A 22,340-nucleotide genomic window follows, 5' to 3' on the forward strand; every position below is an offset into this window, starting at 1 on the left:
GATCAGGGCGCAGAAATCACAAGCTTAGCTGAATAGTACCTTCAACCGGTCACGGTTACAACGCATCATTCTCAAGCCACAATTGACAGCCTATCCGCCTTTATCTTTAGTGCTATCTGAAGCGTCGATTTTCAGAATATTAGCAGGCATAGATGCCGGCATCTTAAAGCCGTCCATTCCTATGCCGTCGGCGACCTGATTAATCAGTGGCACAAGACTATTATATACTTGGACAATAGCCAATGCTGGCTCAGAACCTTCCTTAACTTCATAGGGTTCTATACCTTCCAGAAAAACAAAAACACCTTTCCCAACGACATCCATTATCTTTTCTTTACTGCTTTCGTTATTAAAATTAAACCCCAAGCTAAGATAGACCTCGAACTTACCCTCAGAGTGCAGCTTATCCGAAAAGGTAACCTCAATATCGATTTTAAGGTCGCCAGGATCAGGAGCCTCTTGAAAACCAACAGCTTCAATTTTTTCTAGAAGATATTTATCAAGTATAAAATTTAGAGAATTCATTACATTACAACCTTTATATCATTACCGGAATTCCTCAAATTCATCGGCAAAGTAAAAGACTTTCTATAACTCTCTGATTTATCGGGAACAATGTATTCGTGAAAGTGCTTGTGAATGTATGAAAAGTTATCATCTGAGCCTTCAAGGTATTTTCTGAGAACTTCACCGACTTTCTCATTCATCGAGACACCGCATCTCATAGCTGCCTGAGCCACACCCTTATGAACCTCCGGCTTAACCCTGACATTGAACACACCGTTGAAAGGTTTGTCTGGGGATACACCTTCTTCTGCACAAGTGGACAAGTAATCGTCAACCGCTGCCTCAAATTCTGCTTTCAAGCCCAATATAGTTTCAGACTCGTATGTAACGAGATCATTGATAAACTGTATTTTACCATACAGAGTACCATCATCTATCGAAAACTCGACTGTACCAGCATAACCATTGTACTCTAGCACGCGCTGTGTCATATCTTTCCGTGCGCCTCCAGGGTTTCAAGAACTTCTTTCATCACGTAATCTTTAAGAATGTTCTTTGGATGTGGCTTATGCAGTAAGATTTTATTGTTTGTTTCATCAATAAATTTCCTGCGTGACCCACTACCAGTCTTTTCTCTGTACCCAAGCCAAACAAGCAATGCTTTGAGCTCATCGTACGTATAGTCTTTAGGCCGACCTCTGAGCCTCTCAATTCGGTCGCCTTTCATTCTGCTCTCCAAGACCTATCGGCGCGAGGAGAGCGCAACTGTAATCTAGTTGCACCATTATGTATAGATGCTCTCACTCGCATCATCCACCCCTATTTCTTCATCGTCGCGCCAACACTAGCCGAAAAGGTAACGCTTTGAAACAGGGCGATAGTTGACTCATGAGACGGTAACCAAACCCGATCCGCATGCCGTAGGGCTGGATACACCCCCAACGTATCACGCGACCAACCGCGCCTGCTCACCGACCACCTCCACCAAAACCTTCCTAGCATTTTTCGCCGATCCACGCACGGCCTCTAAAGTCCCAAAGATCGTCTGTCCGGCACCCATCGGATATCCCAATCGCGTCAGAATGATCCGCTGAGCGCCGCACACCTCCGCTAGCGTCAGCCCCCTGCTACCTTGCTTGATCGCCTCAACAAGCGCCCGATCGCCGCCGGCATTCTGTGCCCAGCGTTGCTCGGGGATTGCATAGCCGGTCAGCAGCAGCGCCATCCGCTGCCTCTCGTTGACGTGTCCCAGCAACGCTTTAGCCATGTTCCGCCAGCGGCAGGCGTAGCGGAAACGCTCTGCCGCCTCCATCACGTGGTCTACCCTGCCAGTCACGCCACCACCACCCACACCCGGCGCGATGGTGCTGACGTTGTGATGGCCCAGGTTCAGGTGTCGGTAATCGATCTGCCATTCGATCTCGACCTCGATCAGCTCATCGAGGCACCGGCGTAATGCCCGCTCTCGTAGTGCGCTCTCTGCCGGCTCACGACGAATCACCGCAAGCAGTTGATTGATCCCCATCAGCTCCAGTTGCCGCATCATCCCCTCCAGTTGCTCCCCAGCGTCATCTCGTTGCGTGCGGGCGTGATCGTCACCTCCCACGACGCGTATTCCCTCAGTACCGCTTTCGCTTCCTCCAGCCCCCGGCAAAGCACCGCGCAATAGCCTCGGTGATCGGCTTTCTCCAGCCACTCCCGCTGGCTGGCGGCAGTGGCCGCATGCTTTGGCGGCGTCGCCTTGAACTCGAGGTACAGCCCCAGCCAGCCGCCGCGGCCTTCCATCACCACAAGGTCCGAGACGCCCGACTTCACGCCCTGGCGCTTGAGATCCGCCGCGGTCTTCTTGTTGCGCTGGCCACCGTTGGGCACGTGGTAGATCACTTCATAGAAAGCGCCTACTGCCTGGCCCCGCTGCTGCTCGCCGTAGAGCCATCGAATCAGCGCCATCTGCTCGATGCCCTCGTGATCGATGCGCGGAGCGCGAGGTTTGCGGCTTCGAATTGCAACCGGTTGCATCACTGCCCCCTCGCCTGTCGTCGTTCCCATGCCGAGTAGTCCGCCACGATCCGGCGCAGGATGGACTCGGCATGAATGTCTCGATCGATGTCGGCTCGGCTTTCAACGCCGCAGGCCTGACGGATGAAATCGGCCGCGTCCTGCTCGTCGTGCGTGCCGTCCGGCAATTGCTCGAGCGTGAGGCCATGGCGATGGCGCTTGCGTGCGTCGAGATAGAGCTGGAAGCGGGGATTGGCGCCCAGCATGGCCGCCCGCTGCGCTTGGCTGCTGCCGTGTCGTTTCATCGGCCTGTCTCCCGGCGGCTCTCGCACAGCGTGCAGACGCTCGATCCAGGCTCGTAGGCGAGCGCGTCACGTGCCTGGCCGCAAAGGCCACAATGGCGGCGAGCCGGGCGCCGACGGCGTGGGCGATTGGGTCGTGTCGAGCGCGTCATACGAAGTACCTCCGGCCTCGGTAGTGGCGGCGATTACGGCTCAACTGGCAATCGACGCATGACGGCAGCACCTCGCCCTGGCGTTTCATCTTCCCGGCGGTCTTGAACTCCCGGCAGGCCGGACATCGGATCTTGTGGCGAAGCGGGTTCATGCCGGCACCTCGCGATCTTCCTCGCTCTCGACTGACTCAGGCTCGCTGCCGTCGATGCGGAGGAGGCAGCGCTGATTGTGGAAGCGATCGCTACTGGAAACTTCCCAGTAGGTGCCGGCGTGCGTTGCGCTACCCACTACGCAAACGGCGGTTCCAGTGATTCCGATGTACGACGCGTCTGTCGCATCTACCACCATGACGAGGCATCCAGGCTCGATAGGCTTCACGCCGCTTCCTCCCGCAGCACTTCCGCTACGCTCTCCGGCCACTTCAGCTGCTGCACCGCCACGCCGTCGCCGTGCTTCTTGCCGGTATCCATCATCCGGCCGCCAGCAGCGCGCCCGCGCTCGGTCATGACCCAGTAGCCCTTGCCCTTCGCGTCACGCTCCTGGCGCTGGTAGCCGAGATCACGTAGCGCTCGGTTGACCGCCACCGCACTCATGTCGAACGGAGGCCCAGCTCGGTCGGCGTCATGTAGCGCTCGTTGACCGGGCTGAGGAGATGCGTTGCGCCCAGCTCACCCAGCAGGTTGACGCCGGTACGCTTCTGCACGGCCTGATTGACCGAGAGCAGACGCATGTTGTCGTCGAACCCGAACGCCCGGGCAGCGGCGTCGAGTGCACCAGCAATGGCAGAGGCGCGGGAAATGGCCGTCATGTTGTCCGACTCGACCGGTGCCGGCGCAGTAGGTGCTTCATATCGTCCGTGCTGGCGGATCGCCGGCAGCACCTCGGCAGTCACCCATTTTCGAAACGGCTTGGCGAGCGGCGAACGGCTCTTGAATGTGGCGGAATAGATGCCCGACTCGTTGACGGTCACCATCTTCTGAGGGCCGCCAGGGGTTACCACATTCTGGTAATCCTTCTCGTCGTCATCGAGCAGCCGCGCCATGGATCCGCCGTCCCGATAGCCGAGCGACTTGGCAATATCGGTGGCCACGAACCACGGCTCCCCGTCATCACCTTGCACAACCCGCACTTGGTGTTGATCGAATTCAAATGGAATCAGTTGTGACATCCTCACGCCCTCCCCGTGGCGGCTTTCAACATCGCCAGCCCCTGGCTGGCATTCATCCGATGCGGCAGGCCGGCGGCCTCCGCCTGCTGCTGGGCGGCTTCACGGCTGGCACGCTCCGCCAGCTCGGCCCGGTTCCGGGTCGCGTCTGATTCGATCAGCCCTTGGGCTTGCAGCGGCTGGCCAGACATCACCCGATTCACCAACGCGCCGTATTCCCGCTCGAACCGCTTTTCCAGCCGGGCGCGGACTGACTGAGCCGTGGTGCCGTGGATCTCCCGCCAGCCAACCGTCTGCCCTGCCATCTGCACCGCCTCGTGACTCCAGCGCCATTCGCTCGGGGCGTGGCAGTGGGCGCAGGCCTCACGCCATGCCGCGTCGACTGTCGGCAGGCCGACGTCCTCCGGTCGCGGCTCGCAAAGCCCGGCGAACGCCACCGGCTGCGGCGGCCATGCTTCGTCGCCGGACTTCGCCGCGTCACGCACCTGCTGGCGGAGACGACCTAGACCTAGCTCGATATGCCGCCAGCTCAGGTGGGCAAGCTCACGCAGCCAGGTGCCGTCGTCGTAATCGCCCCACTGCGAGCTGAACTTGCTGCCGAACAGCTGCCCCATCTCGATGTACATCTGATCGATAGCCTCAGTGCTCATTCCGCTGGAGCTGCCCTTCGTAGCACTCGCCGCTGGATTCGCCTCGGCGCTGGCGGTCACGTTCACGCGCTTCTGCTGGAGTGAGACAGCGCGAGGGAGTACGTTGGCGGCCCTTTGCATTTGCGGCACCTCCGGTCGGTTTCGTGTGGGATTGGCTCAAGTCGCGGCGGATCCAGTCGACGAGCTTCTGGGTCCAGGACATCGAGCCATGGCGGCGATTCGGGAAATCAGCGTGATGGGCGGTGAAGTTCGCCAGCTGGGCAGCGGGTGGCTGGGTATCGGATCGAAGGCCGGCCCGCAGACACGCCGCGGCGAACTGTTCGGGATCCGGTTGCCAGTCGAGCGTCATCGGGAACTGGCGAGCACCACCGGTCAGCGGTTGGCCGTCGTCGGCCAGTTGCGAGTAATCGAACAACGCATCCGGGCCCGCGGTGTGTGTGTTGGGGTTATGATCATTGGTACCCTGATTCGTCGGAGATTTTTCCGACCCTGGCTCGGAGATTTTTCCGACCCCGCTCGGAGATTCTTCCGAGGTCGGATATTTTTCCGACCCTTTCGAATCGCCCACATGATCAGGGTTCGGATATTTTTCCGACCCTGCGCCCCGGTTCCAAGTCTTGCCCTTGGCCGTGAGCCGGATATAGGTCCGGTTGTCACAGCTGGTGATCTCAATCACGCCGAAGCCCGCCAGCTGCTTCATCAGCCGATAGGCGGTATCCGCCTTGTCGGTCAGCAACGGGAGCTCAGCGACGATCTTCGTCTTGGCGACGTTGTAGAACGTCTGGCCACCGATCTGGCGAGCGTCCGCCCACGTTGGCACCTGGTGGAGAAACGCGAACAGCATCGCCTGCTGCGCGTTGAGGCCCCACTCCAGCGCCTTGGTCTGATTGATAGCGACGAGATACTGCATCAGTGCACCTGGCCCTTGTCGCCCACCGGCATGACTTTGGTGCTGGGCAAGCGCATAGCGTCAGCGATGGCTTCACCGAGCTCAGCGACGAGATCAGCAGCCATGGCTTCGTGTGATCGCCCCTGCTTCTCCCAGCTCATCTTTCTCATGGCGCCGATCTGCTCCTGCAGCAGGTCCACCGCTTCGCTCGCGGAAGCCACGAGCACGGTTTCACCACACCGGGAACAGCGATCACCATCGCGCTCACCTTCGTCACATGGCCAGCACACCGGGCAGTAGATCAGCGGGCGATAATCGTGATTGCTCATGCCCTCACCGTCCCCATGGCGCCCGCGTCATGTCGTTGGATGAACTCGGTACCGAGCGCGATCGCGTAGTAGCGGTCACGCTCTCGGCGGTTCCAATCCTTGGCTTTCTCAACGCGCGCGGCGGCGGCCTTATCGAACGGTTCGGTCAGCTCCAGCAACGCCAGATAGGCCGCGTGATGACGAGCGCCTGCCGTCGCGATCTTGATACGTCGGGCGTTGACGTCACCGGGCTCACCCGATAATCGCGCTTGAATCGATGCCTGCTTGCGGGTCTCGTCGAGCAGATCGTCCCGCGTCCAGCTCGAGTAATCCGGAATGTGTACTGTCATGTCGTGCGCTCCCCCCCCTACCCCTGTATGAAAAACCACCCCGGTCATGCGGAAGTGGCAGGCTCATCATTCGCGGTACGCTTCTCAGTAGATCGAGGAGCGAAAACGCTCGGCAACAACTCGGCAGCGGTTACCTGCCCACAGGTGGCCTCCTCGATCAGGACGGCATAACGTGGCGGCAACGGCCGCTTACCGGTGCTGACCTGGGAAAGGAACTGGGGGGACATGCCGACCGCTTTGCATAACGCAGAACGAGAGTCGCCAAAATAAGCAATGGCCTTGCTGATCATCTCGATTACCTAAAGCATGGCTTTATGTTAGTAAAGCATAGCTTGCTTTACCTTGCATGCCTACCCCCTCGAAAATTAAAGCAACGCTTAACGAGGGAAACCGAGTGCAGAACGTAGAGGCCTTCAAGGCGAGAATCAGGGAAGCGCTCAAGGCTGCGAAGGCGAAGGGTGTCACTCAGGCGTCTATCGCGGAGAAAGCCGGGGTTTCCGCGCAAGCGGTCGGTCAATGGCCGCGCTCTGGGAAGATCTCCAACCAGAATCTAGCGATGCTGGCCCAGCTGAGCGGGAAAACCATCGATTGGTTTTATGAGGAGCAGGAGGATTCAGTGCCTGCAGATCTCATATCCGAGACGTCACCAGCTGATTACGGAAAATCCGCCAGCGATAACGAGCTGACCTTCACCGAGAACATGGATCCGTGGGATCGCTCCCAACCCCTCGCCGATGACGAGGTAGAGCTCCCGCTGTATCGCGAGGTCGCATTGTCTGGCGGTGGTGGGCGAACCCAGGTAGTCGAGAACAACGGGGCGGCCTTGCGCTTCAAGCGCAGCACGCTTAGGAGTGCAGGAGTGTCGAGAGAGGCAGCAGCGTGTGCCTATGTCGAAGGTGAAAGCATGGAGCCCATCCTGCCGGATGGCGCTTCAGTCGGGGTAGACACCGCCGATAAACAGATCAAGAACGGCAAGATGTACGCCATCGACCATGACGGGCTGCTGAGGGTGAAGTTCCTCTACCGTTTGCCAGGTGGTGGGCTCCGCATTCGCAGCGCCAACCCCGACAAGTTTGAGCATCCTGACGAAGACCTCGACGAGAACTGGCCCGAGAAAGTCAGCATCATCGGCAAGGTGTTCTGGTACTCAGTGCTACTTCACTAAGCCTCTTGCTAGTGAACAATAATCAATCTTTGAGTAAAGGCTCTCGCTCAATGCCCTATCTCGGAAAGGTCGCCGCGGCAGAGATCGTCGGGCCCACTGTCAATGGCAACTGCAAACCACTGCGTATCAAGGATGAAGATGGTCAAATTTATGTCGTTAAAGGCATAGGAAACCCTGGAAAAGCTGCCTTAGTCTCCGAACTCATCAGTGTTCAGATAGCTGAACGCATGGGACTGCGTGTGCCTAGCTACGCTGTGATGGATGTTCCTGAGGATCTCATTCAATACTCTTTGGATCCTTTGGCTGCTAACCTATCGGGTGCACCGGCATTCGCTTCGGCATGGGTTACCGGTGCTGAAGAGCTGACATTCCATGAGGCGCAGAAGCTTCCAGATGACGTGCAGCAGCGGACCTTGCTGCTTGACGTGCTTCTTGGCAACGGCGACCGCGAGCTTGACGCCTTCGGTGGGAATGTCAACTTGCTGTGGACGGCAGAGGCGTCGCCGATTGTGTTTGACCACAACCTAGCCTTCAACATGGATTTGCCAGAGTACTGGATCGAAAATCACGTCTTTGCCGGCCAGGCGCACGCTTTTCGTGACTACGCTGTAAGAGATGAGTGGGGTAAGCTCATTGACAGTGTGCTGTGTGACTGGGATAACATCGCGTCCCTTGTACCTGCCGAATGGATGTATTGGGACGCGGACGGACGAACAAGCGCTACGAACCCTACGATAGAGGAACGTCGTGGCTGGCTGGAACGCTATCGTACCAAGCCGGAGATTTTTTGGAGAGACCTATGAGCGCTATCTGTAACTACGCAATCGTGCGCTTTCAGCCCTATACCGATACTGGGGAGTTCGCCAATATCGGCGTTGTCATGCTCTGCAGTGATGGGCAGTTTCTCTATCGTCTTGAAAACAAGCGCGTCGGTCGTGTCACACAGTTTTTCCAGATTCAGCCCTCGCTCCTTAGCAAGGTGCGCAAGAGCTTCCAGGATGAACTGAGCAGGATCAGCAGTCTGATGGGCGAAAACGTTGGAAAATCAGATGTCCAGCGTAAAGTTTTTACTCATTTGATCCGTCCCAGCGAGACTATCCTGCGATTCAGCCGGCCGGGAACCGTCAAGGCGGAGAAACCTTCGGAGGCTCTCGACAAGATCTTCAAAGCCTACGTTCATCATGACTTCGGCACACAGCAAGACAAAGAAGCCGTACTAGCCCGTCGGGTGAGTGAATGGCTCAAGCATCTCAAGGATCGAAGCTATGTCGAGCGCACCTTGGGTAATGAGCTATCCCACGTTAAGTTTTCTTTTGTGTGGGAGAAAGCAGGAAAGACCCTTCAGGTAGTCAAACCGATCAGCTTCGACCTTGAAGATGCCAGTAAGATCACAGAAAAAGGTGATCGATGGGAAGCTCGAATGCGCCGTCTCAAAGAGAGCGATGATGCACCTCTCGATACCGTATTTATCTGCCGCCCGCCCGAAGCAGAAGAAGGCTCAACGCGATCTCGAGCCTATGAGGAAGTGCAAAAAGAGCTAGTTGGACGTGGCTTGGTACGTCTCGTACCCGAGGCCATGGGATCAAAGCAGATCATGAAAGCAATCACTGATTCTCCTGAGCTTCACTGACTTCTTACGACCGAGTATGCGACCCGCCCACCGAGGCGGGTTTTTCTTGCACTAAAGAAAAATATAAAGCTACGCTTGACTCATAAAGAAAGCGTTGCTTTACTTTAGCCCACGACAACACTACATCGTGGGTAACGACATGAAACAGGTCACGCAGGACCACCCGACAATCGAGGCATTCGGCTACCGTTGCCGAGTCGGCCGCCAGGCTGAAGGCTTCCCGACCATCAAGCAGGCGCACGTGATCGCCGGCATCGCCGCCGGGATGACGCAGAAGGAAATCGCCAAGGCGCTGGGTATCGCTCCCTCAACGGTTAAGAGCACCGCCGAGACGTTGTACTTCTGGCTGCACGCCATCCGCGCTACTGACGCCGTTGCGAAGGCGATGCGCCTGACGTGGATCGCCCCGCTGCTGCTGGCCCTCACCGTCAGCGCCATTTCTCCCGACGTCCACCTGCAGCGCCCTCGCTCCGGCGGCACGCGCTACAGCATCAGCCTGACCAAACTGTCGCGCCGGCAAGAGTCGTCTGACATCGCGGGAATCGCAGCATGATCGGCGCCACGACCTTTTGCTACCCGGCCCACCAAGTCAGTGCCGCCTACGACGAGCACATCTGCACCGATGGTGTGCCGGACATCGAAACCAAGTACCTCGCCCGGCCACGGGAGAACGGCACGCCGAGCACCGGATATCGTCCAGCGTTCTACGTGCCCAGCAAGAACCGACTGATCGTGATCATGGATCGTTGCTACGGCCGCGAGGGCACCGCCACAGCATGGATGGCCGACCAGATCCGCATGACCGCTATCACACGCAAGCGCCAACAGGAGAACGCCCCATGCGCCAACTGATCACCAGCCCGCTGGCGGGCGTCGTCGGGCTGGCCGCGACCGCTGCGGTACTCGTCGCCGCCTCTACCGATCTGCTCGGCCCGAGCGCCTACGAGGTGCAGCTGATGCAGCAAGCGCAGTACTGCGAAAGCGTCGCCACCTGGAACGCGGAAGCGGCCCGCGGCGTGGCACCCAGCCGCCGTTATGGGCATCCGGATTACGACGGCATCGCCGCCGAGGCCTGCGCCCCGGTGCTCTCACCGGTCGACGGCAGCGCCTACGCCAGCAACTGAACGACGCAGCTGCCAGCGGATGGCGGCCTGTATCCGAGAGCGCCTACCGGGCGCTGCCTGATGCAGTAGCTCTTTAACAACTCGGGCCCCACGCAGTGCCAGCGGTGCGTAATCCGCTGGCCTTCGGAGAGGACTCTAGCTCTCCGCGTCTATGCACTCGACGCGGTGCAAGAATTCTGCTCAATGAAACTCAACTGAAACTTTTATCGCTCGCGGTTTGGCACAGCGATAAATAGTTGTTAGCTGCCTCATATGCGTAACCGGTTATATAACTCTCTAGCAGAAAATGCTGTTTCTCGATGGAAAATGCTGATAGATGCCTAAGGATCGAGGCAAACGTATCAATGTGAATAGCAGGATCATGAGGGTGGAATTTAACTATAAATTCCTCAGCATCAACGCCTGCTTTTCTAGGCTTGACAAGCCTGCCATAACGATGGCTGTAGAATAAAGACCTGTCTGCTTCTCTCCAGGTTAGCAACAGATCAATCACATCTCTTTCGTTACTAATACCTCCTTTAGAATCTTTAGCGAAAAACTCTTTTTCACACTGACCTTTTATCATTTCCAAATACGAGGACGCTTGGTAGTAGCTTCCGCCAAAATAGGATACGTTCTCAGGAGTATTGTCTGGAAAAATGAGTTTATACAGCTGGTCCCTTTGGTGGAACTCAACCTTGTAGGAATTTTCAAGCCTATCGAGCAACTTATTAAACTCACTGACGTGTTGGAAATAGTTGGAAATATTGTCTTGACGAAGCTGCCGTGATAATTGCGCCTCTACTTTTAACAACTGATCTCTTGTCAATTTCGCCTGTTCGCTTGCGATATATATTTGGTTGGCCGCTTGCTCCGACCTATGGCTTGCTGCAACCAGCGCTACGAGCGGAAACACTAAAGCTAGCAACCCCAAAGGGATTTTATAAGCCACCAAAAAAAAATTGAACGCCTCATATCCGGCTTCGTAACGAAGATTTGATGTGTAAAAGACATAAATAGCCGCAACCGCAGATATTAGAAGCGGCACTATCAACGCCCACCAGAACCGTTTTAGCTGAAACAACGATTTATTGTTTTCCATCTTTTCTCCAAACAGACCATAACTATCGTTCAAATACTATATCAGCACAACGGCGAGCGCCTCACCAACAAGCGCTGGCCGTTGTGCTGCACGCTATCCGGAGGCAGCCATGCAGGTCTATCTACCCGTTCGACGGCATTGCCGCTGCCGGATCTGCGGTGCCCGCCAGACGAAGCCCAGAGTGGGCGGACTCGAAACCTTGGCGCCGCGATACCTGCCGCTGCGACGGCTACCACTTCCCGCATCGGCGCGGCTCGCTCTGGTGCTACCACAACCCAGCTTAACCGGTAGACGAAGACCGGCGGCTGTTTGCCTGAGGAGGCCGCATGCCCAAATCACCCGAGATTCAATCGATGTCGGTCTGGCTCGACAGCAAGGCTGTGAGGCAGGCGTTCACAACGATCACTGCACCGATCCTTCAAGCCAGTGCCGGCGCAAAGGCCGGCGGCCACGATCCGACGAGGACGATAGATGGCGAGGATCATCCCGTCGCCGGGGAAGTGGTCATCGGACGTATCGGGCACCTAACCGTACGAGTCGTGGTCGAGCCCGAGGGCGGCTACAGCGGCGAGTGCCTGTATCACGACGAACTCAACGCTATCGGCATCGATTCGATGGTTGTCGACGGCGAGAAGATCAACAACGGGAGGGCCATCTGATGTGGTTCAAACACCTTCACCTCTACCGCGTCCACGACGCAGTGTCTCTCGGGCTCGATGATTTGGAGTTCGCCCTTGAGCAGTTTGCTTTCCGCCCCGTATCGCCACGGGAGATGCGCCGCGTCGGCTGGACCACTCCTGCCGGCAAACGCAGCACGGTCCACGCCCACGAAATCCAAGGCCACCGCCTCATTGCCATGCTGCGTCAGGAGCGATTGCTCCCCGCCGACGTGGTCAACGAGGAAGTGGCCGAGCGCGCCGAGGCCCGAGAGATCGCCGAAGGCCAGCCACTCTCCCGCCGGGAGCGCCAGCTACTTAAGGAGCAGGTGCTCGAGGAGCTGCTACCCCAGGCGCTCACCCGTTCACAGTGTGTCGAGCTCTGGTGGGACACCACCCGCAACCTGATCGGCATCAACGCCTCCAGCCGCAAGCGCGCCGAGGAAGTGCTCGACCTGCTCCGCCAGACGCTGGGCTCGCTCAAGGTCACACCGCTGGCCACCAAGACGCCGCCCGGGCGTGGCATGACGGCCTGGCTGTCCGATCCCGGCCAACGCCCCGCCAGCCTGCTGCTGGGTGATCGCGTCGAGCTACGCGCCGCCGAGGATGACGGCGTGATCGGCGCCCGCTCTGTCGACCTCGACAGCGAAGAGATGCAGAGCCTGCTCGAAGGTGGCCGCCAGGTCTCCCGCTTGAGCCTCGGCAGCGAGGGCCAACTCCGCGCCGTGCTGCATGACGATCTCGCGCTCAAGTCCCTGCAGTTTGACGACGCCCTGCTCGACGAAGCCAGCCAGACCGATGACGGCGACGACCCGGTGGTGAGCCTTGAAACGGACTTCGCCCTCATGACCGCCGCCCTCGGCACCTTCACCGACCAGCTGATCGCGTGGCTCAGAGGAGAAGTTGAACCAATGAATGACTCAGTCCCCAATGCCAAGAGCCAATGAGACACCGCCTAAAACAAACTTCCCTAATTTGTATATTTTCCCCGCAGCGTCATAAGTCTTAGAGATTGCATCTATGGCTTTCAGATAATTATCAATTTTCTCTGCGCTCGGCTTACACTCTTGAAGCTCGTTCAAGAGAAATGCCAAGTTATCGTTTAACTCAACGTTACCCACGTCATTAGCCTCAGTCTTCAGCTCTTTTATAGCAGCTAAAATCTGTGTTTGATGATTTTGATCCACTCCAGCCATGGCACCTGACCCGATCGCGATAGATCCTTTTCCAGCTCGGGCACCGTGTCCAATAGCCATAGGATTAGTGAGGATAACATTCCCTCGTTCGTCAGTAGCCCCAATAACTACCGAGCGGTCACCAACTTGGAGGTCTTCGGATACTTTCCCCATAACAACTGAGTCATTACCAACTTTAGGTTTCTTGCCAGACATAAATCCACCTTTGACTAGTTAATAAAAACAACCATACCAAATTGGCCTAGGTCATCGAACAGCCGATACACAAAAATGTCCCAGGAGAAAAGATGCAAATACTCTGGCCCCTAATTGCTGGGCTTACAAGTCGCCGACGCATCGCCGACTGGCTGATCAAGCGCAGCCAGCGAACGCCCTACTTCGACATCGTGAAGGACGGCGAGACCTACATGCGCCGGTGGTGGCTGTTCAATCCTTACGGCTACGAGAGCCGCCAGCCTCGGCATCGCTGGTGCCCGATCTCGATTCGCTTGCATCACATCGTGAAGCCGGACGAAGACCGCCACCTGCACGACCACCCATGGAACGCTCGCACGATCATCCTGCGCGGCAGCTACCTGGAGGAGACGCCGCCGGTGAAGGGATCGCACCCGGCCGGCGGATTCCGCCCTGGGCAGCGCGTCGGTCAATTCCGCCAGCAGGGTGACACGGCTCGCATCGGCTTCGGCCAGTTTCACCGCATCGCCCACGTCAGCGCCGGCGGCGTCTACACGCTGTTCATCTCCGGCCCCAATCGCGGCACCTGGGGATTCCTCGTCGGCGGGCAGAAGGTGCCGTGGCGTGGGAACAGGCCTGCCGCCAGCGCTGGCGAGCCCTCGCTCTGGTCATCAAGGCCAAGCTCGAAGCGGTCGAGTCCGGTATCACCATGTTCGAGGAGGAGTTCCTCGCCCATATCGTCCTGCCCAACGGCGGCACGGTCGGCGGCTGGATGCTCCCGCAAATCAAGAAATCATACGACAGCGGCAGCATGCCGCCGCTGCTGGCGAAGCCAGGAGAGTGATCATGATTCAGCCCGAAGAGATCCAGCGGAACAGTGACGGCATGTGGACCCACTCGGCATGGGATGCATTCTGCGGCGAAAGAGAGTGGGTACCGAACGACGAGGTCGACGAGTGGCTAAAGGAACACGGCCTTGAGTTCGCCGTCATCCAGCTCGAGTCCGAGAGCGAGGACCATCCCGCTTACATCTCCTATTTCGAAAACGAAGACCCCGATCTCGAAGCCTGGGCGCCATCGCCCCCATCCGGTGATGGTTGGTTCCTGCTATCGATTCATGACACCGAAGATGGCCCGATCCAGATATGGGCGAGAGAGAAACCGCCAGCCCCCGAGGACGACGATGGCTAAGTCCAAGCCACTGCACTGGCAAGAGCCGGAGACGATCAACTGTCCTCAGTGCAACGGCTCCGGCGAGTGGCGCGGCATGTTCGGCTCGGGCCCGTGCGCGATGTGTGACGGCACCGGCCTAGTCGGTGAAGACGGCGAGGCGCTGCCACCTCACGAGATCCAACCGATACTGCGCCGACAACGTGACCGGCTCGCGCAAGAACTCGAAGGCGCCCGCCAGCATTACCGCCAGCTACTGCATACACCCGGGGTCCGAGAAGCGCTCGCCGCCGCGAACGAACGACAGCAAGAGCGGCAGCGTGAAGACGACATGGCGTTTCGAAAGCGCCTGAGAGGAGGTTGAGATGGGACAAGCACAGCGCAACGACAACCAGAGCTGGCTCGATCCGAAGTTCGTGCAGGTATCGCGAACGGAGGCTGCGCGAATCATTGGGCGCAGCCCTACCGAGTTCGATCGGCTGCGGAAAGTCGACGCGGATTGCCCGAAGGGATTCAAGGATGGAGTCGATCGAAGCGCACGGGTACGGTTTCGATTATCCGACGTTTACCGCTACAGTGGGATATTGATGGCTCGAGCCGAAGAAGCCGAAAGTCAGGGCCAGTGACGATGGGAACCGGCCGGCGAAGCGAGACAGCAGCGTCGGCCTTGTACACCAGCATGTACACCGAACCGAAAAACGCTCTCTAACCTATTGATATTGCTAAGCGGTTTGCGTCTCCCCATCCGCACCAACAAGGCTGAACCCGCATTACCCGAGCGGATCCTGCCAGTACCCTCCGACCGACCCTCCCAGTGCATCAAGTCTCGTAGTGCGCGTGGTCTCGTAGTGCGCGTGGTCTCTTAGCACCTCTTGCCCCTTAGCACCCTTGGCCCCGCAGCACACCAAGTCGCGAAACGATGCGTTTCTCCGCACGATTTCGATTCTGCCGTTCTGCAGCCCACCCTCGCGGGACATCGGTTGACCACTCGGTATTCGGGCGTTCAACCATCCAGGTGACGAATCCACTGCCGCACTCGCCATCGCTGAAGCCGATTGGCATAGCGCTTGGTATCCAGCGATACCGGCACCAGCGTGTAAGCTTCGTCGTCGTTCATGTGAAGGCGAAAGCGTCGTTCGGCACCGATCGGATGATCTTCACTGCCGTAGATGGCCACTACGCGAATATCGAGGAATTGAAAGACGGTATCGTCTTTGGGGCGATCGTGCTCGAGAGCGACCTCATGGACGTTGCACAGGCGCCGCAGAATGGCCTCGAAACTGCCCACGTGACTGAAGCTACCGGAGAGCATCGGGCCCTGGCTCGATCGCATCCCCTCTCTATCCTGTTCGTGTCGACAGTTCCCGCCCTGATCCTTGCCATGCTCCGAGCTCGAGTCCTCGGAATCGGATCTATCCTGTCGGTGGTCCGCCTCGAAGTCGATCATGTCATTCGTCAACGAGCCTTTGCTGGTGTGCAAGGTCACGATGATATGTTCCAGGAAGATCGGCTCGGAGCTCATGTTGCTGATCAGGCACAGTGACGTCAGATCATTGCCATGGCCGCGATTGATGATGATGCGAGGTCGCCGTGTCCTGGCAAAGTTCCGGTAGAGAATCTGCGCGTAAAAGAACCACACGAAAAGCGTCAATATGCTCGTGATGGCGGTTATCGCCTTGCTGTGTTCTGACAACCATTCCATGGTCGTGACCGACTCCTGCCTACGGGATTACGAAGAAGGCTAATGTAGGCGAGAACGATGACGACCGATATAACTCAGTTTGGTTACGGTGAAAGGATGTGCCGCGATGAACCGGACGACATGAGGTCGGTCTCGGAAACACGAAAGGCGGGCCTCGCGGCCCGCCTTTATAATAAACCGCCTGAACCTGGACCTCCTGTCCCGCCGTGGCGTCATCCTGACGTGGCGTGATTCGCGGTAATGCTTGAGCCTCGTCGTCGTCATCCTGATTCCGACAGGCTGGCAGTCTTCCTTGACTGCGAATCCGACTTACCTTCTATATCCTTGAACCCATCCGTGGATGCGGTAAATCAGCTAACGAAGACAAAGTTATACAAGAGTTGTCGACGAGTCAAGCTTTTCGCAAGACCCGCACGTCTGAGCATCTTAGCTGCAACCGTAATGCCTTCGACAAAGCCAGAAGAGCTGGAAGAGGTATTCATCACCGGCTGCAAGGAGAAAACCGGCGGAAGGACGCCGGTTTCCGGGACACCTACCCGCGCTGCGCCCCGGGCCCCTGCGCCAATGGCGGAAGAGGCCCAGGACACTTCTGCGGTCACGCGCCGATACTTTCCGAGCTCCTGAGTCTTGCGACCCGTTCCCTGGCCCATGCCACTAACCAACGCCTAACGTAAGTCCCTTGGTCACGTCCCTGCAGCAGCCTTCACAGAAAGAATCGGACAAATGTTAGATCAATACATGACAGCCGGTAAAGAGTGGTACAAATTACCCTCGACCTGCTCATCCAGAAACGGGGCTGCAGACCGGAGGCGTCGATAGCGCCAAACAAAAGGGCATATAAATTATTTCTCTTATTACCAAAAGTGGAAATTGCGCTATCCTACGTCTATTGACATCACCAGTTCATTTCCAGGGGGATCCGCTCTCATGTCAAAGCGATTGATTTCAACCTCATCGGTGCGACGCACCACACTGGCAGTGGCGTTGGGCCTTGCTACCTCATTGGGTGCGATGGCGGCACAGGCCGATACGCTCCGAGTCGGCATGTCGGGCGGCTACTACCCCTTCACTTATGTCGAACAGGACCAGCTCAAGGGATTCGAAGTCGATCTGATGAATGCGATCGGCGACATCACCGGTGACGATGTCGAATTCGTGACCGCCAGCTTTTCCGGGCTGGCCGGCATGCTGGATTCCGACCGAATCGATACCATCGCCAACCAGATCACGATCACACCGGAGCGGCAGTCGAAATATCTCTTCAGCCAGCCGTACGTCTACGACGGTGCCCAGGTCGTGACCCGCAAGGGCAACGACGCTATCCACGGCGTCGAGGATCTCAAGGGCAAGACCGTCGCGGTCAATCTTGGCTCCAACTACGAGCAACTGCTGAACGAGTTGCCGTATGCGGATGAGATCAACATCAAGACATACGACTCCAATATCGAGCAGGATGTCGCCCTGGGGCGCGCCGACGCTTTCGTCATGGATCGTGTCAGTGCCACTCAGGTGATCAAGGACAAGCCGCTGCCGCTGCAACTGGCAGGCCAGCCCTTCTCCAAGATCGAGAACGCCTATCCGTTCCGCGACGACGAGGCGGGCAAGGCACTGAGGGACCGGGTCAACAAAGCGCTCGCCGAGTTGCGTGACAGCGGAAAATTGGGCGACATTTCCGAGCAGTGGTTCGGGACCGATATTACCCAGCCGTGATCGACATCATGCATCAACGGCCCATGACGCTGACCGGCGCCATGGGCTTTTCCGTTATCTGAGGTCGCCAAGCGCGGAGCGCCAAGCACTATGCACGCACTCGATTTCGACTACATGCTGGGCCTGGTGCCCATTCTTCTGGGCTACCTGCCGCTGACGCTCGAGATGGCGGCGGCCGGCATGGCCTGTGCGCTGGTACTGGCCTGTCTGCTGGCGGTGATCCGCGTGACCCGGGTGCCCGGTCTCAACGCCTTCGCCCTGCTGTTCATCTCGTTCTTCCGCGGCACGCCGCTGCTCGTCCAGTTATTCCTGTTCTACTACGGGCTACCGCAGGTACTGACTTTTCTGGTGGCGATCAACGGCATCACCGCCACCATTCTCGGCCTGACGCTCCATTTTTCCGCTTACATGGCGGAATCGATCCGCGCCGCCATCGTAGGTATCGACCGCAGTCAGACCGAAGCGGCGCTCTCCATCGGCATGACACGGGCGCAGCTGATGCGGCGTATCGTGCTGCCGCAGGCGACCCGTATAGCGACGCCCACGCTGATGAACTACTTCATCGACATGATCAAATCGACGTCACTGGCCTTCACTCTGGGCGTCACCGAACTGATGGGCGCGACCCAGAAAGAAGCTGCCGGCAGCTTTCTCTACTTCGAGGCCTTTCTGGTGGTCGCGGTAATCTACTGGATCGTGGTCGAGGCACTTTCGTGGGTACAGAAATGGCTGGAACAACGACTCAACCGGGCTTATCAGCGATGATCGAACTCAAGGGCGTCCGCAAGCAATTCGGCGATCACGTCGTCTTCGACGGTATCGATCTCAGTCTCGACCGCGGAGAGATCATCGTGGTCGTCGGTCCTTCGGGAACCGGCAAGTCGACACTGCTGCGCTGCATCAACTTTCTGGAAACACCCGATGCCGGCCACCTGACCGTCGGCGATCTCGGCTTCGACGTCACAGGTGCGACTCGTGAACAGATTCTCGCGCTGAGGCGGCGAACGGCGTTCGTGTTCCAGAACTATGCGTTGTTCGCCAACAAGACCGCGCTTCAGAACGTCGCCGAGGGCATGATCGTGGTCGACGGCATGCCCAAGGCCAAGGCCTACGCCAAGGCGCGCGAGATCCTCGAGCGGATCGGCCTGGCCGACAAGGCCGACGCCTACCCCGCCTCGCTCTCCGGCGGACAGCAGCAGCGCGTGGGTATCGGCCGGGCGATGGCGGCCAACGCCGACGTCATCCTGTTCGATGAGCCGACGTCCGCGCTGGATCCGCAATGGGTGGAGGAAGTACTGGGGCTGATGAAACGGCTCGCGGCCGAGCATCAGACCATGATCGTCGTCACCCACGAGATGCAGTTTGCCCGCGAGGTCGCCGATCGGGTGGTGTTCATGGATCAGGGCCGGATCATCGAGCAGGCTCCGCCGGCGGAGCTGTTCAGCCAGCCCAAGGATGAACGAACGCAGCAGTTTCTGCGCAAGATTCTGGCGGCAAACGTCGTCTGACCGTCGCGCGCCGCCAGTCTACTCAGTCGTTGTGCCGCCGCGGTGCGCTGATGGCAAAGAAGCGCTCCACCACATCGTCCCGCACCGGCGGTGTCAGGCAGGAGACGATCACGAACAGTGGCAGGTTGATCATCAACCCCCAGAACCCGGCGTGAACCCCTAGCGGGTTGGGCCAGATCAGGGTAAACGCCAGGGTCACTCCGAACCCGCTCACGATCCCGACCAGCACGCCCCATCTGGACGCACGGGTCCACAGGAACATGCCGATGAACGCGGGCAACACCTGGGTCGCGAATCCCAGACCCACCAGCAGGATCATCACCAGATTGCTCGGCTCGCTGATCGCCACCGGCGCCACGATCAACGCCATGACCGGAATCAACAGGCGGCGAGCGAGGCGACCGGTAGTAGCGTCGTCGAGACGTAACAGCGGCTGGGCGATGTCCTTGGCATAAGCCATCGATACCGAGTGTAGAAATGGCTCGCAGGAGGACATTGCCGCGGCCAGTGTCCCCGCGCCCAGCAGCCCCACCAGCCAGCTCGGCAGATTCTGCAGCGCAAATTCGAGTGCCACGGTGTCGGCCCGGCCCAGGTTGGGCAACGCGTTGATGCCGATGAATCCCACCACCACCATCGGCAGCACGACGATGTAATAAGTCGGTAGCCAAGTGGCACTGCGCCGGATGGTCGCGGCCGAGCGCGCGCTCATCCACTGGCTCCAGACCGGCGGCATGAACGACAGCATCGACACGACGATAGACGTGGTCCAGAACGCGAAGCTCATCTTGCCATCGGCCCCCGGCAGGGTCAGAAAGTCGGGCCGTTCGTTGGCCAGCCGCTCGAAGACACCCGCGAAGCCCAGTTCGCCGGTGGCATGATGCGCCGCCCACAGCCCCACGGTCCAGGCCACGACCAGCATCAGGATGCCCTGAAAGGCATTGGTCAGCCCGATGGCGCGCTGGCCACTGACGTAGAGATAGATCGCGATGACGCCCAGAATCACGATCACGCCGACCCAGACCGGAATTCGCCCACCGCTCATCACCGACAGAATGTAGGCCGAGCCGATGGTCTGGAGAACCGCATAGGCCAGCGAGCCAATCGACATGACCAGTGCCGCCAGCCCGCCAAGCAGCGGGCTCTGATAGCGATCGGCGATCGCCGCGCCTTGGGTAACGTGACCGAAGCGCTGCCCGAAGGCCCAGACCTTGGGGCCGCAATACCACGCCACCAGCGCCAGATAGGAGAGATAGATCACCACGTAGAAGACGGCGACGCCCTTGCTGTAGGCCCAGCCGGGCGCGCCCATGAAGGTGTAGGCGCTGATGCTGCCGGCGGCGATCAGCAGATAGAGCGTCACCGGCCCCATGCTTCGCCCGGCCACCCCCCACTCCTCCAGACTGTCCATCAGACGCCCACCGCGAGCGCGTAAACCGATGAACAGCGCGATACCGATATAGCCCAGCGTCATCCACAGCGGCAATAGACTAGTCGTCATGCGATGCCACCTTGATACAGCGATTGGCGATCAGCATGACCAGCCAGCACCCCAGCACAATCACATAGGTCCATACGGCGATCGGTGGCAGCCCCAGCCATGGCTGCGCTCGATTGAACAGGCCGATCACCGGCCATATTCCTGCGGCGATCAGCACCACGAACGCCAGGGTCAGTAACCAGCCCTTACCCGACCGTGGACGGACGACGTAATGTTTCATCAATCTTCCTAGCCCTTGAAATCTAGCTGTTGAAACTCTCGGTTTCTGAATTTCGCCGTGAAGAACCAGCCATGAAGAACCAGCCGTGAAGGACAAGCCATAAAGAGCCTGGCGACGAAGAATTTAGCCACCGGACTCGAAAGCGTCGGCACCCGGCCGAGGGTCTTGAACCCCGATGGTAATGGCGTTGACTGCTCACAGCGCCGTGGAATCATACCGCATCAAGACCCGATGGCTCCCCGTCATATCGCAAAGCGTTTTTCTCTTCTAGGCTAGTAGCCGATCAATGACAGGGAACGGCATGAAAACAAAACACGTCAGCCTGCGCGAATGGCTGCAACATACGGCATCGGCGGGCTACGTCGCCAAGGGGATCATCTATCTGACGATCGGCTGGCTGGCGCTGTTGACCACGATCGGTCTCGGCGGCAGTGAAAGTGGTGCGTCGGATGTCATCCGCAAGATTGCGCTGTGGCCGTTCGGCCGCGTGCTGCTGGCGCTGATGGGCGTGGGGCTGACAGCCTACGTCTTGTGGCGTCTGGCCCAGGCAGTCTGGGATACCGAACGCAAAGGCAACGACTGGAAGGGCTGGCTGCAGCGGCTCGGGTTCGCGATCAGCGGGAGCCTCTATGCCACGCTCGCCTGGCAATGTACCACGTTGATATTTCAGAGCCTCTCCCAATCTCAGAGCGGCGGATCATCCCAAGGCACCGAACGGCTGATGGGCGTCCCCGGTGGACGCTGGCTGGTGTTGGTCGTCGGTCTCATCTTCATCGGGGTCGGCATTCATCAATTGATTCGCGCCTGGAAACGCTCCTATCGCAAGAACTGGCATCTGCAGAGCCGGCCGAACCCCCCGCTGCCTTTGCTCGAGGGTATCGCGCGCCTCGGTCTGGCCGCCCGCGGCATTACCTTCCTGCTGATCGGAGGGCTGTTGTCTCTGGCCGCGTGGCGCCTGTCGCCCAGCGATGCCCAGGGTCTTAGCGCCGCGCTGAATCTGCTAGCCCATCAACCTTTCGGTGACTGGCTGCTGGGAGCGGTGGCCGTCGGCCTTATCGCCTATGGGGGGTACTGCTTCATCAACGCTGGATACCGTCGCGTCAGGAATCCAAAGAATGGATCGTGACAACAGCGCGAAAAATGCAACAGGTCCGGATAGAAAAGAGACCGCGAAAGCGGTCTCG

General features: G+C 58.5%; 32 protein-coding genes. 15 read left to right on the forward strand and 17 right to left on the reverse strand.

Going from position 1 to position 22,340, the window contains the following annotated elements; translation table 11 throughout:
- Nucleotides 1-90 precede the first annotated feature (90 nt).
- The 12 genes from DOM36_RS08325 to DOM36_RS08385 all read right to left on the reverse strand — a co-directional run bounded on the left by DOM36_RS08325 (nt 91) and on the right by DOM36_RS08385 (nt 6,322).
- The gene (locus tag DOM36_RS08325; protein ID WP_110642596.1) at nt 91-525 is read right to left on the reverse strand and encodes a hypothetical protein; all 435 of its coding nucleotides are present in this window, start codon (nt 523-525) and stop codon (nt 91-93) included.
- Nucleotides 525-998 (reverse strand): type II toxin-antitoxin system HicB family antitoxin, encoded by a 474-nt coding sequence (locus DOM36_RS08330; protein ID WP_110642598.1) that lies wholly within the window; start codon nt 996-998, stop codon nt 525-527. Before DOM36_RS08330 ends, DOM36_RS08325 begins: the two co-directional genes overlap by 1 nt.
- On the reverse strand, nt 995-1,234 hold the full coding sequence (locus DOM36_RS08335) for a type II toxin-antitoxin system HicA family toxin (RefSeq protein WP_110642600.1): 240 nt from the start codon (nt 1,232-1,234) through the stop codon (nt 995-997). The genes DOM36_RS08330 and DOM36_RS08335 overlap by 4 nt, the downstream gene beginning before the upstream one ends.
- A gap of 219 nt (nt 1,235-1,453) precedes the next feature.
- The gene (locus DOM36_RS08340; RefSeq protein WP_110642602.1) at nt 1,454-2,050 is read right to left on the reverse strand and encodes a hypothetical protein; all 597 of its coding nucleotides are present in this window, start codon (nt 2,048-2,050) and stop codon (nt 1,454-1,456) included.
- Nucleotides 2,050-2,526 carry a VRR-NUC domain-containing protein gene (locus DOM36_RS08345; RefSeq protein ID WP_110642604.1) on the reverse strand — a complete coding sequence of 159 codons (477 nt, stop codon included), beginning with the start codon at nt 2,524-2,526 and terminating at the stop codon, nt 2,050-2,052. The genes DOM36_RS08340 and DOM36_RS08345 overlap by 1 nt, the downstream gene beginning before the upstream one ends.
- Nucleotides 2,526-2,810: a hypothetical protein gene (locus DOM36_RS08350; RefSeq protein WP_110642606.1), complete on the reverse strand. Its 285-nt coding sequence runs from the start codon at nt 2,808-2,810 to the stop codon at nt 2,526-2,528. Before DOM36_RS08350 ends, DOM36_RS08345 begins: the two co-directional genes overlap by 1 nt.
- A gap of 524 nt (nt 2,811-3,334) precedes the next feature.
- On the reverse strand, nt 3,335-3,544 hold the full coding sequence (locus DOM36_RS08360; RefSeq protein ID WP_232823771.1) for a hypothetical protein: 210 nt from the start codon (nt 3,542-3,544) through the stop codon (nt 3,335-3,337).
- A gap of 5 nt (nt 3,545-3,549) precedes the next feature.
- Nucleotides 3,550-4,128: a Bro-N domain-containing protein gene (locus tag DOM36_RS08365; RefSeq protein WP_198651244.1), complete on the reverse strand. Its 579-nt coding sequence runs from the start codon at nt 4,126-4,128 to the stop codon at nt 3,550-3,552.
- 2 nt (nt 4,129-4,130) lie between these two features.
- Nucleotides 4,131-4,775, reverse strand: coding sequence for a replication protein P (locus DOM36_RS08370; protein ID WP_157958602.1), 645 nt, complete (start codon nt 4,773-4,775; stop codon nt 4,131-4,133).
- On the reverse strand, nt 4,765-5,685 hold the full coding sequence (locus DOM36_RS08375) for a DnaT-like ssDNA-binding domain-containing protein (RefSeq protein ID WP_110642616.1): 921 nt from the start codon (nt 5,683-5,685) through the stop codon (nt 4,765-4,767). The genes DOM36_RS08370 and DOM36_RS08375 overlap by 11 nt, the downstream gene beginning before the upstream one ends.
- A complete protein-coding gene (locus DOM36_RS08380) occupies nt 5,685-5,993 on the reverse strand; it encodes a hypothetical protein (RefSeq protein ID WP_110642618.1) in 309 nt (102 codons plus the stop codon). The genes DOM36_RS08375 and DOM36_RS08380 overlap by 1 nt, the downstream gene beginning before the upstream one ends.
- Nucleotides 5,990-6,322 (reverse strand): hypothetical protein, encoded by a 333-nt coding sequence (locus tag DOM36_RS08385; RefSeq protein ID WP_110642620.1) that lies wholly within the window; start codon nt 6,320-6,322, stop codon nt 5,990-5,992. Before DOM36_RS08385 ends, DOM36_RS08380 begins: the two co-directional genes overlap by 4 nt.
- A 394-nt stretch (nt 6,323-6,716) precedes the next feature.
- On the opposite strand from DOM36_RS08385, the gene DOM36_RS08395 reads away from it, so the two are divergent.
- From DOM36_RS08395 to DOM36_RS08420, 6 genes are all read left to right on the forward strand, one after another.
- A complete protein-coding gene (locus DOM36_RS08395; protein ID WP_157958603.1) occupies nt 6,717-7,487 on the forward strand; it encodes a S24 family peptidase in 771 nt (256 codons plus the stop codon).
- Between the two features lie 50 nt (nt 7,488-7,537).
- On the forward strand, nt 7,538-8,290 hold the full coding sequence (locus tag DOM36_RS08400) for a HipA family kinase (RefSeq protein ID WP_110642626.1): 753 nt from the start codon (nt 7,538-7,540) through the stop codon (nt 8,288-8,290).
- Nucleotides 8,287-9,117 carry a DUF3037 domain-containing protein gene (locus tag DOM36_RS08405; RefSeq protein ID WP_110642628.1) on the forward strand — a complete coding sequence of 277 codons (831 nt, stop codon included), beginning with the start codon at nt 8,287-8,289 and terminating at the stop codon, nt 9,115-9,117. The genes DOM36_RS08400 and DOM36_RS08405 overlap by 4 nt, the downstream gene beginning before the upstream one ends.
- A 139-nt stretch (nt 9,118-9,256) precedes the next feature.
- A complete protein-coding gene (locus tag DOM36_RS08410; RefSeq protein ID WP_110642630.1) occupies nt 9,257-9,670 on the forward strand; it encodes a LuxR C-terminal-related transcriptional regulator in 414 nt (137 codons plus the stop codon).
- Entirely contained in the window at nt 9,667-9,969 is a 303-nt protein-coding gene (locus DOM36_RS08415; protein WP_110642632.1) for a hypothetical protein, read from the forward strand. The genes DOM36_RS08410 and DOM36_RS08415 overlap by 4 nt, the downstream gene beginning before the upstream one ends.
- Entirely contained in the window at nt 9,957-10,241 is a 285-nt protein-coding gene (locus DOM36_RS08420) for a hypothetical protein (RefSeq protein ID WP_110642634.1), read from the forward strand. The genes DOM36_RS08415 and DOM36_RS08420 overlap by 13 nt, the downstream gene beginning before the upstream one ends.
- Nucleotides 10,242-10,431: 190 nt before the next feature.
- On the opposite strand, the gene DOM36_RS08425 is transcribed toward DOM36_RS08420, so the two are convergent.
- Nucleotides 10,432-11,322: a hypothetical protein gene (locus tag DOM36_RS08425; RefSeq protein ID WP_110642636.1), complete on the reverse strand. Its 891-nt coding sequence runs from the start codon at nt 11,320-11,322 to the stop codon at nt 10,432-10,434.
- Nucleotides 11,323-11,648: 326 nt separating this feature from the next.
- Between DOM36_RS08425 and DOM36_RS08430 the strand changes: the two genes are divergently transcribed.
- On the forward strand, nt 11,649-11,981 hold the full coding sequence (locus DOM36_RS08430; RefSeq protein ID WP_110642638.1) for a hypothetical protein: 333 nt from the start codon (nt 11,649-11,651) through the stop codon (nt 11,979-11,981).
- On the forward strand, nt 11,981-12,925 hold the full coding sequence (locus tag DOM36_RS08435; protein WP_110642640.1) for a recombination-associated protein RdgC: 945 nt from the start codon (nt 11,981-11,983) through the stop codon (nt 12,923-12,925). The genes DOM36_RS08430 and DOM36_RS08435 overlap by 1 nt, the downstream gene beginning before the upstream one ends.
- On the opposite strand, the gene DOM36_RS20055 is transcribed toward DOM36_RS08435, so the two are convergent.
- Nucleotides 12,899-13,369, reverse strand: a complete 471-nt coding sequence (locus tag DOM36_RS20055) for a hypothetical protein (protein ID WP_157958604.1) — start codon at nt 13,367-13,369, stop codon at nt 12,899-12,901. The genes DOM36_RS08435 and DOM36_RS20055 overlap by 27 nt on opposite strands.
- Before the next feature lie 598 nt (nt 13,370-13,967).
- Here DOM36_RS20055 and DOM36_RS08450 point away from each other — a divergent pair.
- From DOM36_RS08450 to DOM36_RS08460, 3 genes are read left to right on the forward strand one after another with little or no spacing between them, the layout of a single operon-like run.
- Nucleotides 13,968-14,192 (forward strand): hypothetical protein, encoded by a 225-nt coding sequence (locus DOM36_RS08450; protein WP_198651245.1) that lies wholly within the window; start codon nt 13,968-13,970, stop codon nt 14,190-14,192.
- 2 nt (nt 14,193-14,194) lie between these two features.
- On the forward strand, nt 14,195-14,539 hold the full coding sequence (locus DOM36_RS08455; RefSeq protein ID WP_110642644.1) for a hypothetical protein: 345 nt from the start codon (nt 14,195-14,197) through the stop codon (nt 14,537-14,539).
- A complete protein-coding gene (locus DOM36_RS08460) occupies nt 14,532-14,882 on the forward strand; it encodes a hypothetical protein (protein WP_110642646.1) in 351 nt (116 codons plus the stop codon). The genes DOM36_RS08455 and DOM36_RS08460 overlap by 8 nt, the downstream gene beginning before the upstream one ends.
- A 639-nt stretch (nt 14,883-15,521) precedes the next feature.
- Here the strand turns inward: DOM36_RS08460 and DOM36_RS08475 are convergent.
- On the reverse strand, nt 15,522-16,220 hold the full coding sequence (locus DOM36_RS08475; RefSeq protein WP_110642653.1) for a hypothetical protein: 699 nt from the start codon (nt 16,218-16,220) through the stop codon (nt 15,522-15,524).
- A gap of 1,011 nt (nt 16,221-17,231) precedes the next feature.
- Between DOM36_RS08475 and DOM36_RS08480 the strand changes: the two genes are divergently transcribed.
- The 3 genes from DOM36_RS08480 to DOM36_RS08490 all read left to right on the forward strand — a co-directional run bounded on the left by DOM36_RS08480 (nt 17,232) and on the right by DOM36_RS08490 (nt 19,438).
- Nucleotides 17,232-17,930: an amino acid ABC transporter substrate-binding protein gene (locus DOM36_RS08480; protein ID WP_232823784.1), complete on the forward strand. Its 699-nt coding sequence runs from the start codon at nt 17,232-17,234 to the stop codon at nt 17,928-17,930.
- A gap of 90 nt (nt 17,931-18,020) precedes the next feature.
- Nucleotides 18,021-18,695 carry an amino acid ABC transporter permease gene (locus DOM36_RS08485; protein WP_075570279.1) on the forward strand — a complete coding sequence of 225 codons (675 nt, stop codon included), beginning with the start codon at nt 18,021-18,023 and terminating at the stop codon, nt 18,693-18,695.
- On the forward strand, nt 18,692-19,438 hold the full coding sequence (locus tag DOM36_RS08490; RefSeq protein WP_110642655.1) for an amino acid ABC transporter ATP-binding protein: 747 nt from the start codon (nt 18,692-18,694) through the stop codon (nt 19,436-19,438). Before DOM36_RS08485 ends, DOM36_RS08490 begins: the two co-directional genes overlap by 4 nt.
- A gap of 22 nt (nt 19,439-19,460) precedes the next feature.
- Here the strand turns inward: DOM36_RS08490 and DOM36_RS08495 are convergent, their stop codons facing one another.
- Nucleotides 19,461-20,936, reverse strand: coding sequence for a sodium:solute symporter family protein (locus DOM36_RS08495; RefSeq protein ID WP_110642657.1), 1,476 nt, complete (start codon nt 20,934-20,936; stop codon nt 19,461-19,463).
- Nucleotides 20,926-21,156, reverse strand: a complete 231-nt coding sequence (locus DOM36_RS08500) for a hypothetical protein (protein ID WP_075570282.1) — start codon at nt 21,154-21,156, stop codon at nt 20,926-20,928. Before DOM36_RS08500 ends, DOM36_RS08495 begins: the two co-directional genes overlap by 11 nt.
- Nucleotides 21,157-21,457: 301 nt before the next feature.
- On the opposite strand from DOM36_RS08500, the gene DOM36_RS08505 reads away from it, so the two are divergent.
- Nucleotides 21,458-22,282 (forward strand): DUF1206 domain-containing protein, encoded by an 825-nt coding sequence (locus DOM36_RS08505; protein WP_075570283.1) that lies wholly within the window; start codon nt 21,458-21,460, stop codon nt 22,280-22,282.
- The last annotated feature ends 58 nt before the right edge of the window (nt 22,283-22,340 follow it).

Origin of the sequence: Salinicola sp. CPA57 (assembly GCF_003206035.1) — a bacterium.
Taxonomy (GTDB): Bacteria; Pseudomonadota; Gammaproteobacteria; order Pseudomonadales; family Halomonadaceae; genus Salinicola; species Salinicola socius.

What these genes read in the sequence shown, in the direction of transcription:
- DOM36_RS08325 (WP_110642596.1), bottom strand. Translation starts at nt 525, where the DNA reads ATGAATTCTCTAAATTTTATACTTGATAAATATCTTCTAGAAAAAATT.
- DOM36_RS08330 (WP_110642598.1), bottom strand. Translation starts at nt 998, where the DNA reads ATGACACAGCGCGTGCTAGAGTACAATGGTTATGCTGGTACAGTCGAG.
- DOM36_RS08335 (WP_110642600.1), bottom strand. Translation starts at nt 1,234, where the DNA reads ATGAAAGGCGACCGAATTGAGAGGCTCAGAGGTCGGCCTAAAGACTAT.
- DOM36_RS08340 (WP_110642602.1), bottom strand. Translation starts at nt 2,050, where the DNA reads ATGCGGCAACTGGAGCTGATGGGGATCAATCAACTGCTTGCGGTGATT.
- DOM36_RS08345 (WP_110642604.1), bottom strand. Translation starts at nt 2,526, where the DNA reads ATGCAACCGGTTGCAATTCGAAGCCGCAAACCTCGCGCTCCGCGCATC.
- DOM36_RS08350 (WP_110642606.1), bottom strand. Translation starts at nt 2,810, where the DNA reads ATGAAACGACACGGCAGCAGCCAAGCGCAGCGGGCGGCCATGCTGGGC.
- DOM36_RS08365 (WP_198651244.1), bottom strand. Translation starts at nt 4,128, where the DNA reads ATGTCACAACTGATTCCATTTGAATTCGATCAACACCAAGTGCGGGTT.
- DOM36_RS08370 (WP_157958602.1), bottom strand. Translation starts at nt 4,775, where the DNA reads ATGAGCACTGAGGCTATCGATCAGATGTACATCGAGATGGGGCAGCTG.
- DOM36_RS08375 (WP_110642616.1), bottom strand. Translation starts at nt 5,685, where the DNA reads ATGCAGTATCTCGTCGCTATCAATCAGACCAAGGCGCTGGAGTGGGGC.
- DOM36_RS08380 (WP_110642618.1), bottom strand. Translation starts at nt 5,993, where the DNA reads ATGAGCAATCACGATTATCGCCCGCTGATCTACTGCCCGGTGTGCTGG.
- DOM36_RS08385 (WP_110642620.1), bottom strand. Translation starts at nt 6,322, where the DNA reads ATGACAGTACACATTCCGGATTACTCGAGCTGGACGCGGGACGATCTG.
- DOM36_RS08400 (WP_110642626.1), top strand. Translation starts at nt 7,538, where the DNA reads ATGCCCTATCTCGGAAAGGTCGCCGCGGCAGAGATCGTCGGGCCCACT.
- DOM36_RS08405 (WP_110642628.1), top strand. Translation starts at nt 8,287, where the DNA reads ATGAGCGCTATCTGTAACTACGCAATCGTGCGCTTTCAGCCCTATACC.
- DOM36_RS08410 (WP_110642630.1), top strand. Translation starts at nt 9,257, where the DNA reads ATGAAACAGGTCACGCAGGACCACCCGACAATCGAGGCATTCGGCTAC.
- DOM36_RS08415 (WP_110642632.1), top strand. Translation starts at nt 9,667, where the DNA reads ATGATCGGCGCCACGACCTTTTGCTACCCGGCCCACCAAGTCAGTGCC.
- DOM36_RS08420 (WP_110642634.1), top strand. Translation starts at nt 9,957, where the DNA reads ATGCGCCAACTGATCACCAGCCCGCTGGCGGGCGTCGTCGGGCTGGCC.
- DOM36_RS08425 (WP_110642636.1), bottom strand. Translation starts at nt 11,322, where the DNA reads ATGGAAAACAATAAATCGTTGTTTCAGCTAAAACGGTTCTGGTGGGCG.
- DOM36_RS08430 (WP_110642638.1), top strand. Translation starts at nt 11,649, where the DNA reads ATGCCCAAATCACCCGAGATTCAATCGATGTCGGTCTGGCTCGACAGC.
- DOM36_RS08435 (WP_110642640.1), top strand. Translation starts at nt 11,981, where the DNA reads ATGTGGTTCAAACACCTTCACCTCTACCGCGTCCACGACGCAGTGTCT.
- DOM36_RS20055 (WP_157958604.1), bottom strand. Translation starts at nt 13,369, where the DNA reads ATGTCTGGCAAGAAACCTAAAGTTGGTAATGACTCAGTTGTTATGGGG.
- DOM36_RS08455 (WP_110642644.1), top strand. Translation starts at nt 14,195, where the DNA reads ATGATTCAGCCCGAAGAGATCCAGCGGAACAGTGACGGCATGTGGACC.
- DOM36_RS08460 (WP_110642646.1), top strand. Translation starts at nt 14,532, where the DNA reads ATGGCTAAGTCCAAGCCACTGCACTGGCAAGAGCCGGAGACGATCAAC.
- DOM36_RS08475 (WP_110642653.1), bottom strand. Translation starts at nt 16,220, where the DNA reads ATGGAATGGTTGTCAGAACACAGCAAGGCGATAACCGCCATCACGAGC.
- DOM36_RS08480 (WP_232823784.1), top strand. Translation starts at nt 17,232, where the DNA reads ATGGCGGCACAGGCCGATACGCTCCGAGTCGGCATGTCGGGCGGCTAC.
- DOM36_RS08485 (WP_075570279.1), top strand. Translation starts at nt 18,021, where the DNA reads ATGCACGCACTCGATTTCGACTACATGCTGGGCCTGGTGCCCATTCTT.
- DOM36_RS08490 (WP_110642655.1), top strand. Translation starts at nt 18,692, where the DNA reads ATGATCGAACTCAAGGGCGTCCGCAAGCAATTCGGCGATCACGTCGTC.
- DOM36_RS08495 (WP_110642657.1), bottom strand. Translation starts at nt 20,936, where the DNA reads ATGACGACTAGTCTATTGCCGCTGTGGATGACGCTGGGCTATATCGGT.
- DOM36_RS08500 (WP_075570282.1), bottom strand. Translation starts at nt 21,156, where the DNA reads ATGAAACATTACGTCGTCCGTCCACGGTCGGGTAAGGGCTGGTTACTG.
- DOM36_RS08505 (WP_075570283.1), top strand. Translation starts at nt 21,458, where the DNA reads ATGAAAACAAAACACGTCAGCCTGCGCGAATGGCTGCAACATACGGCA.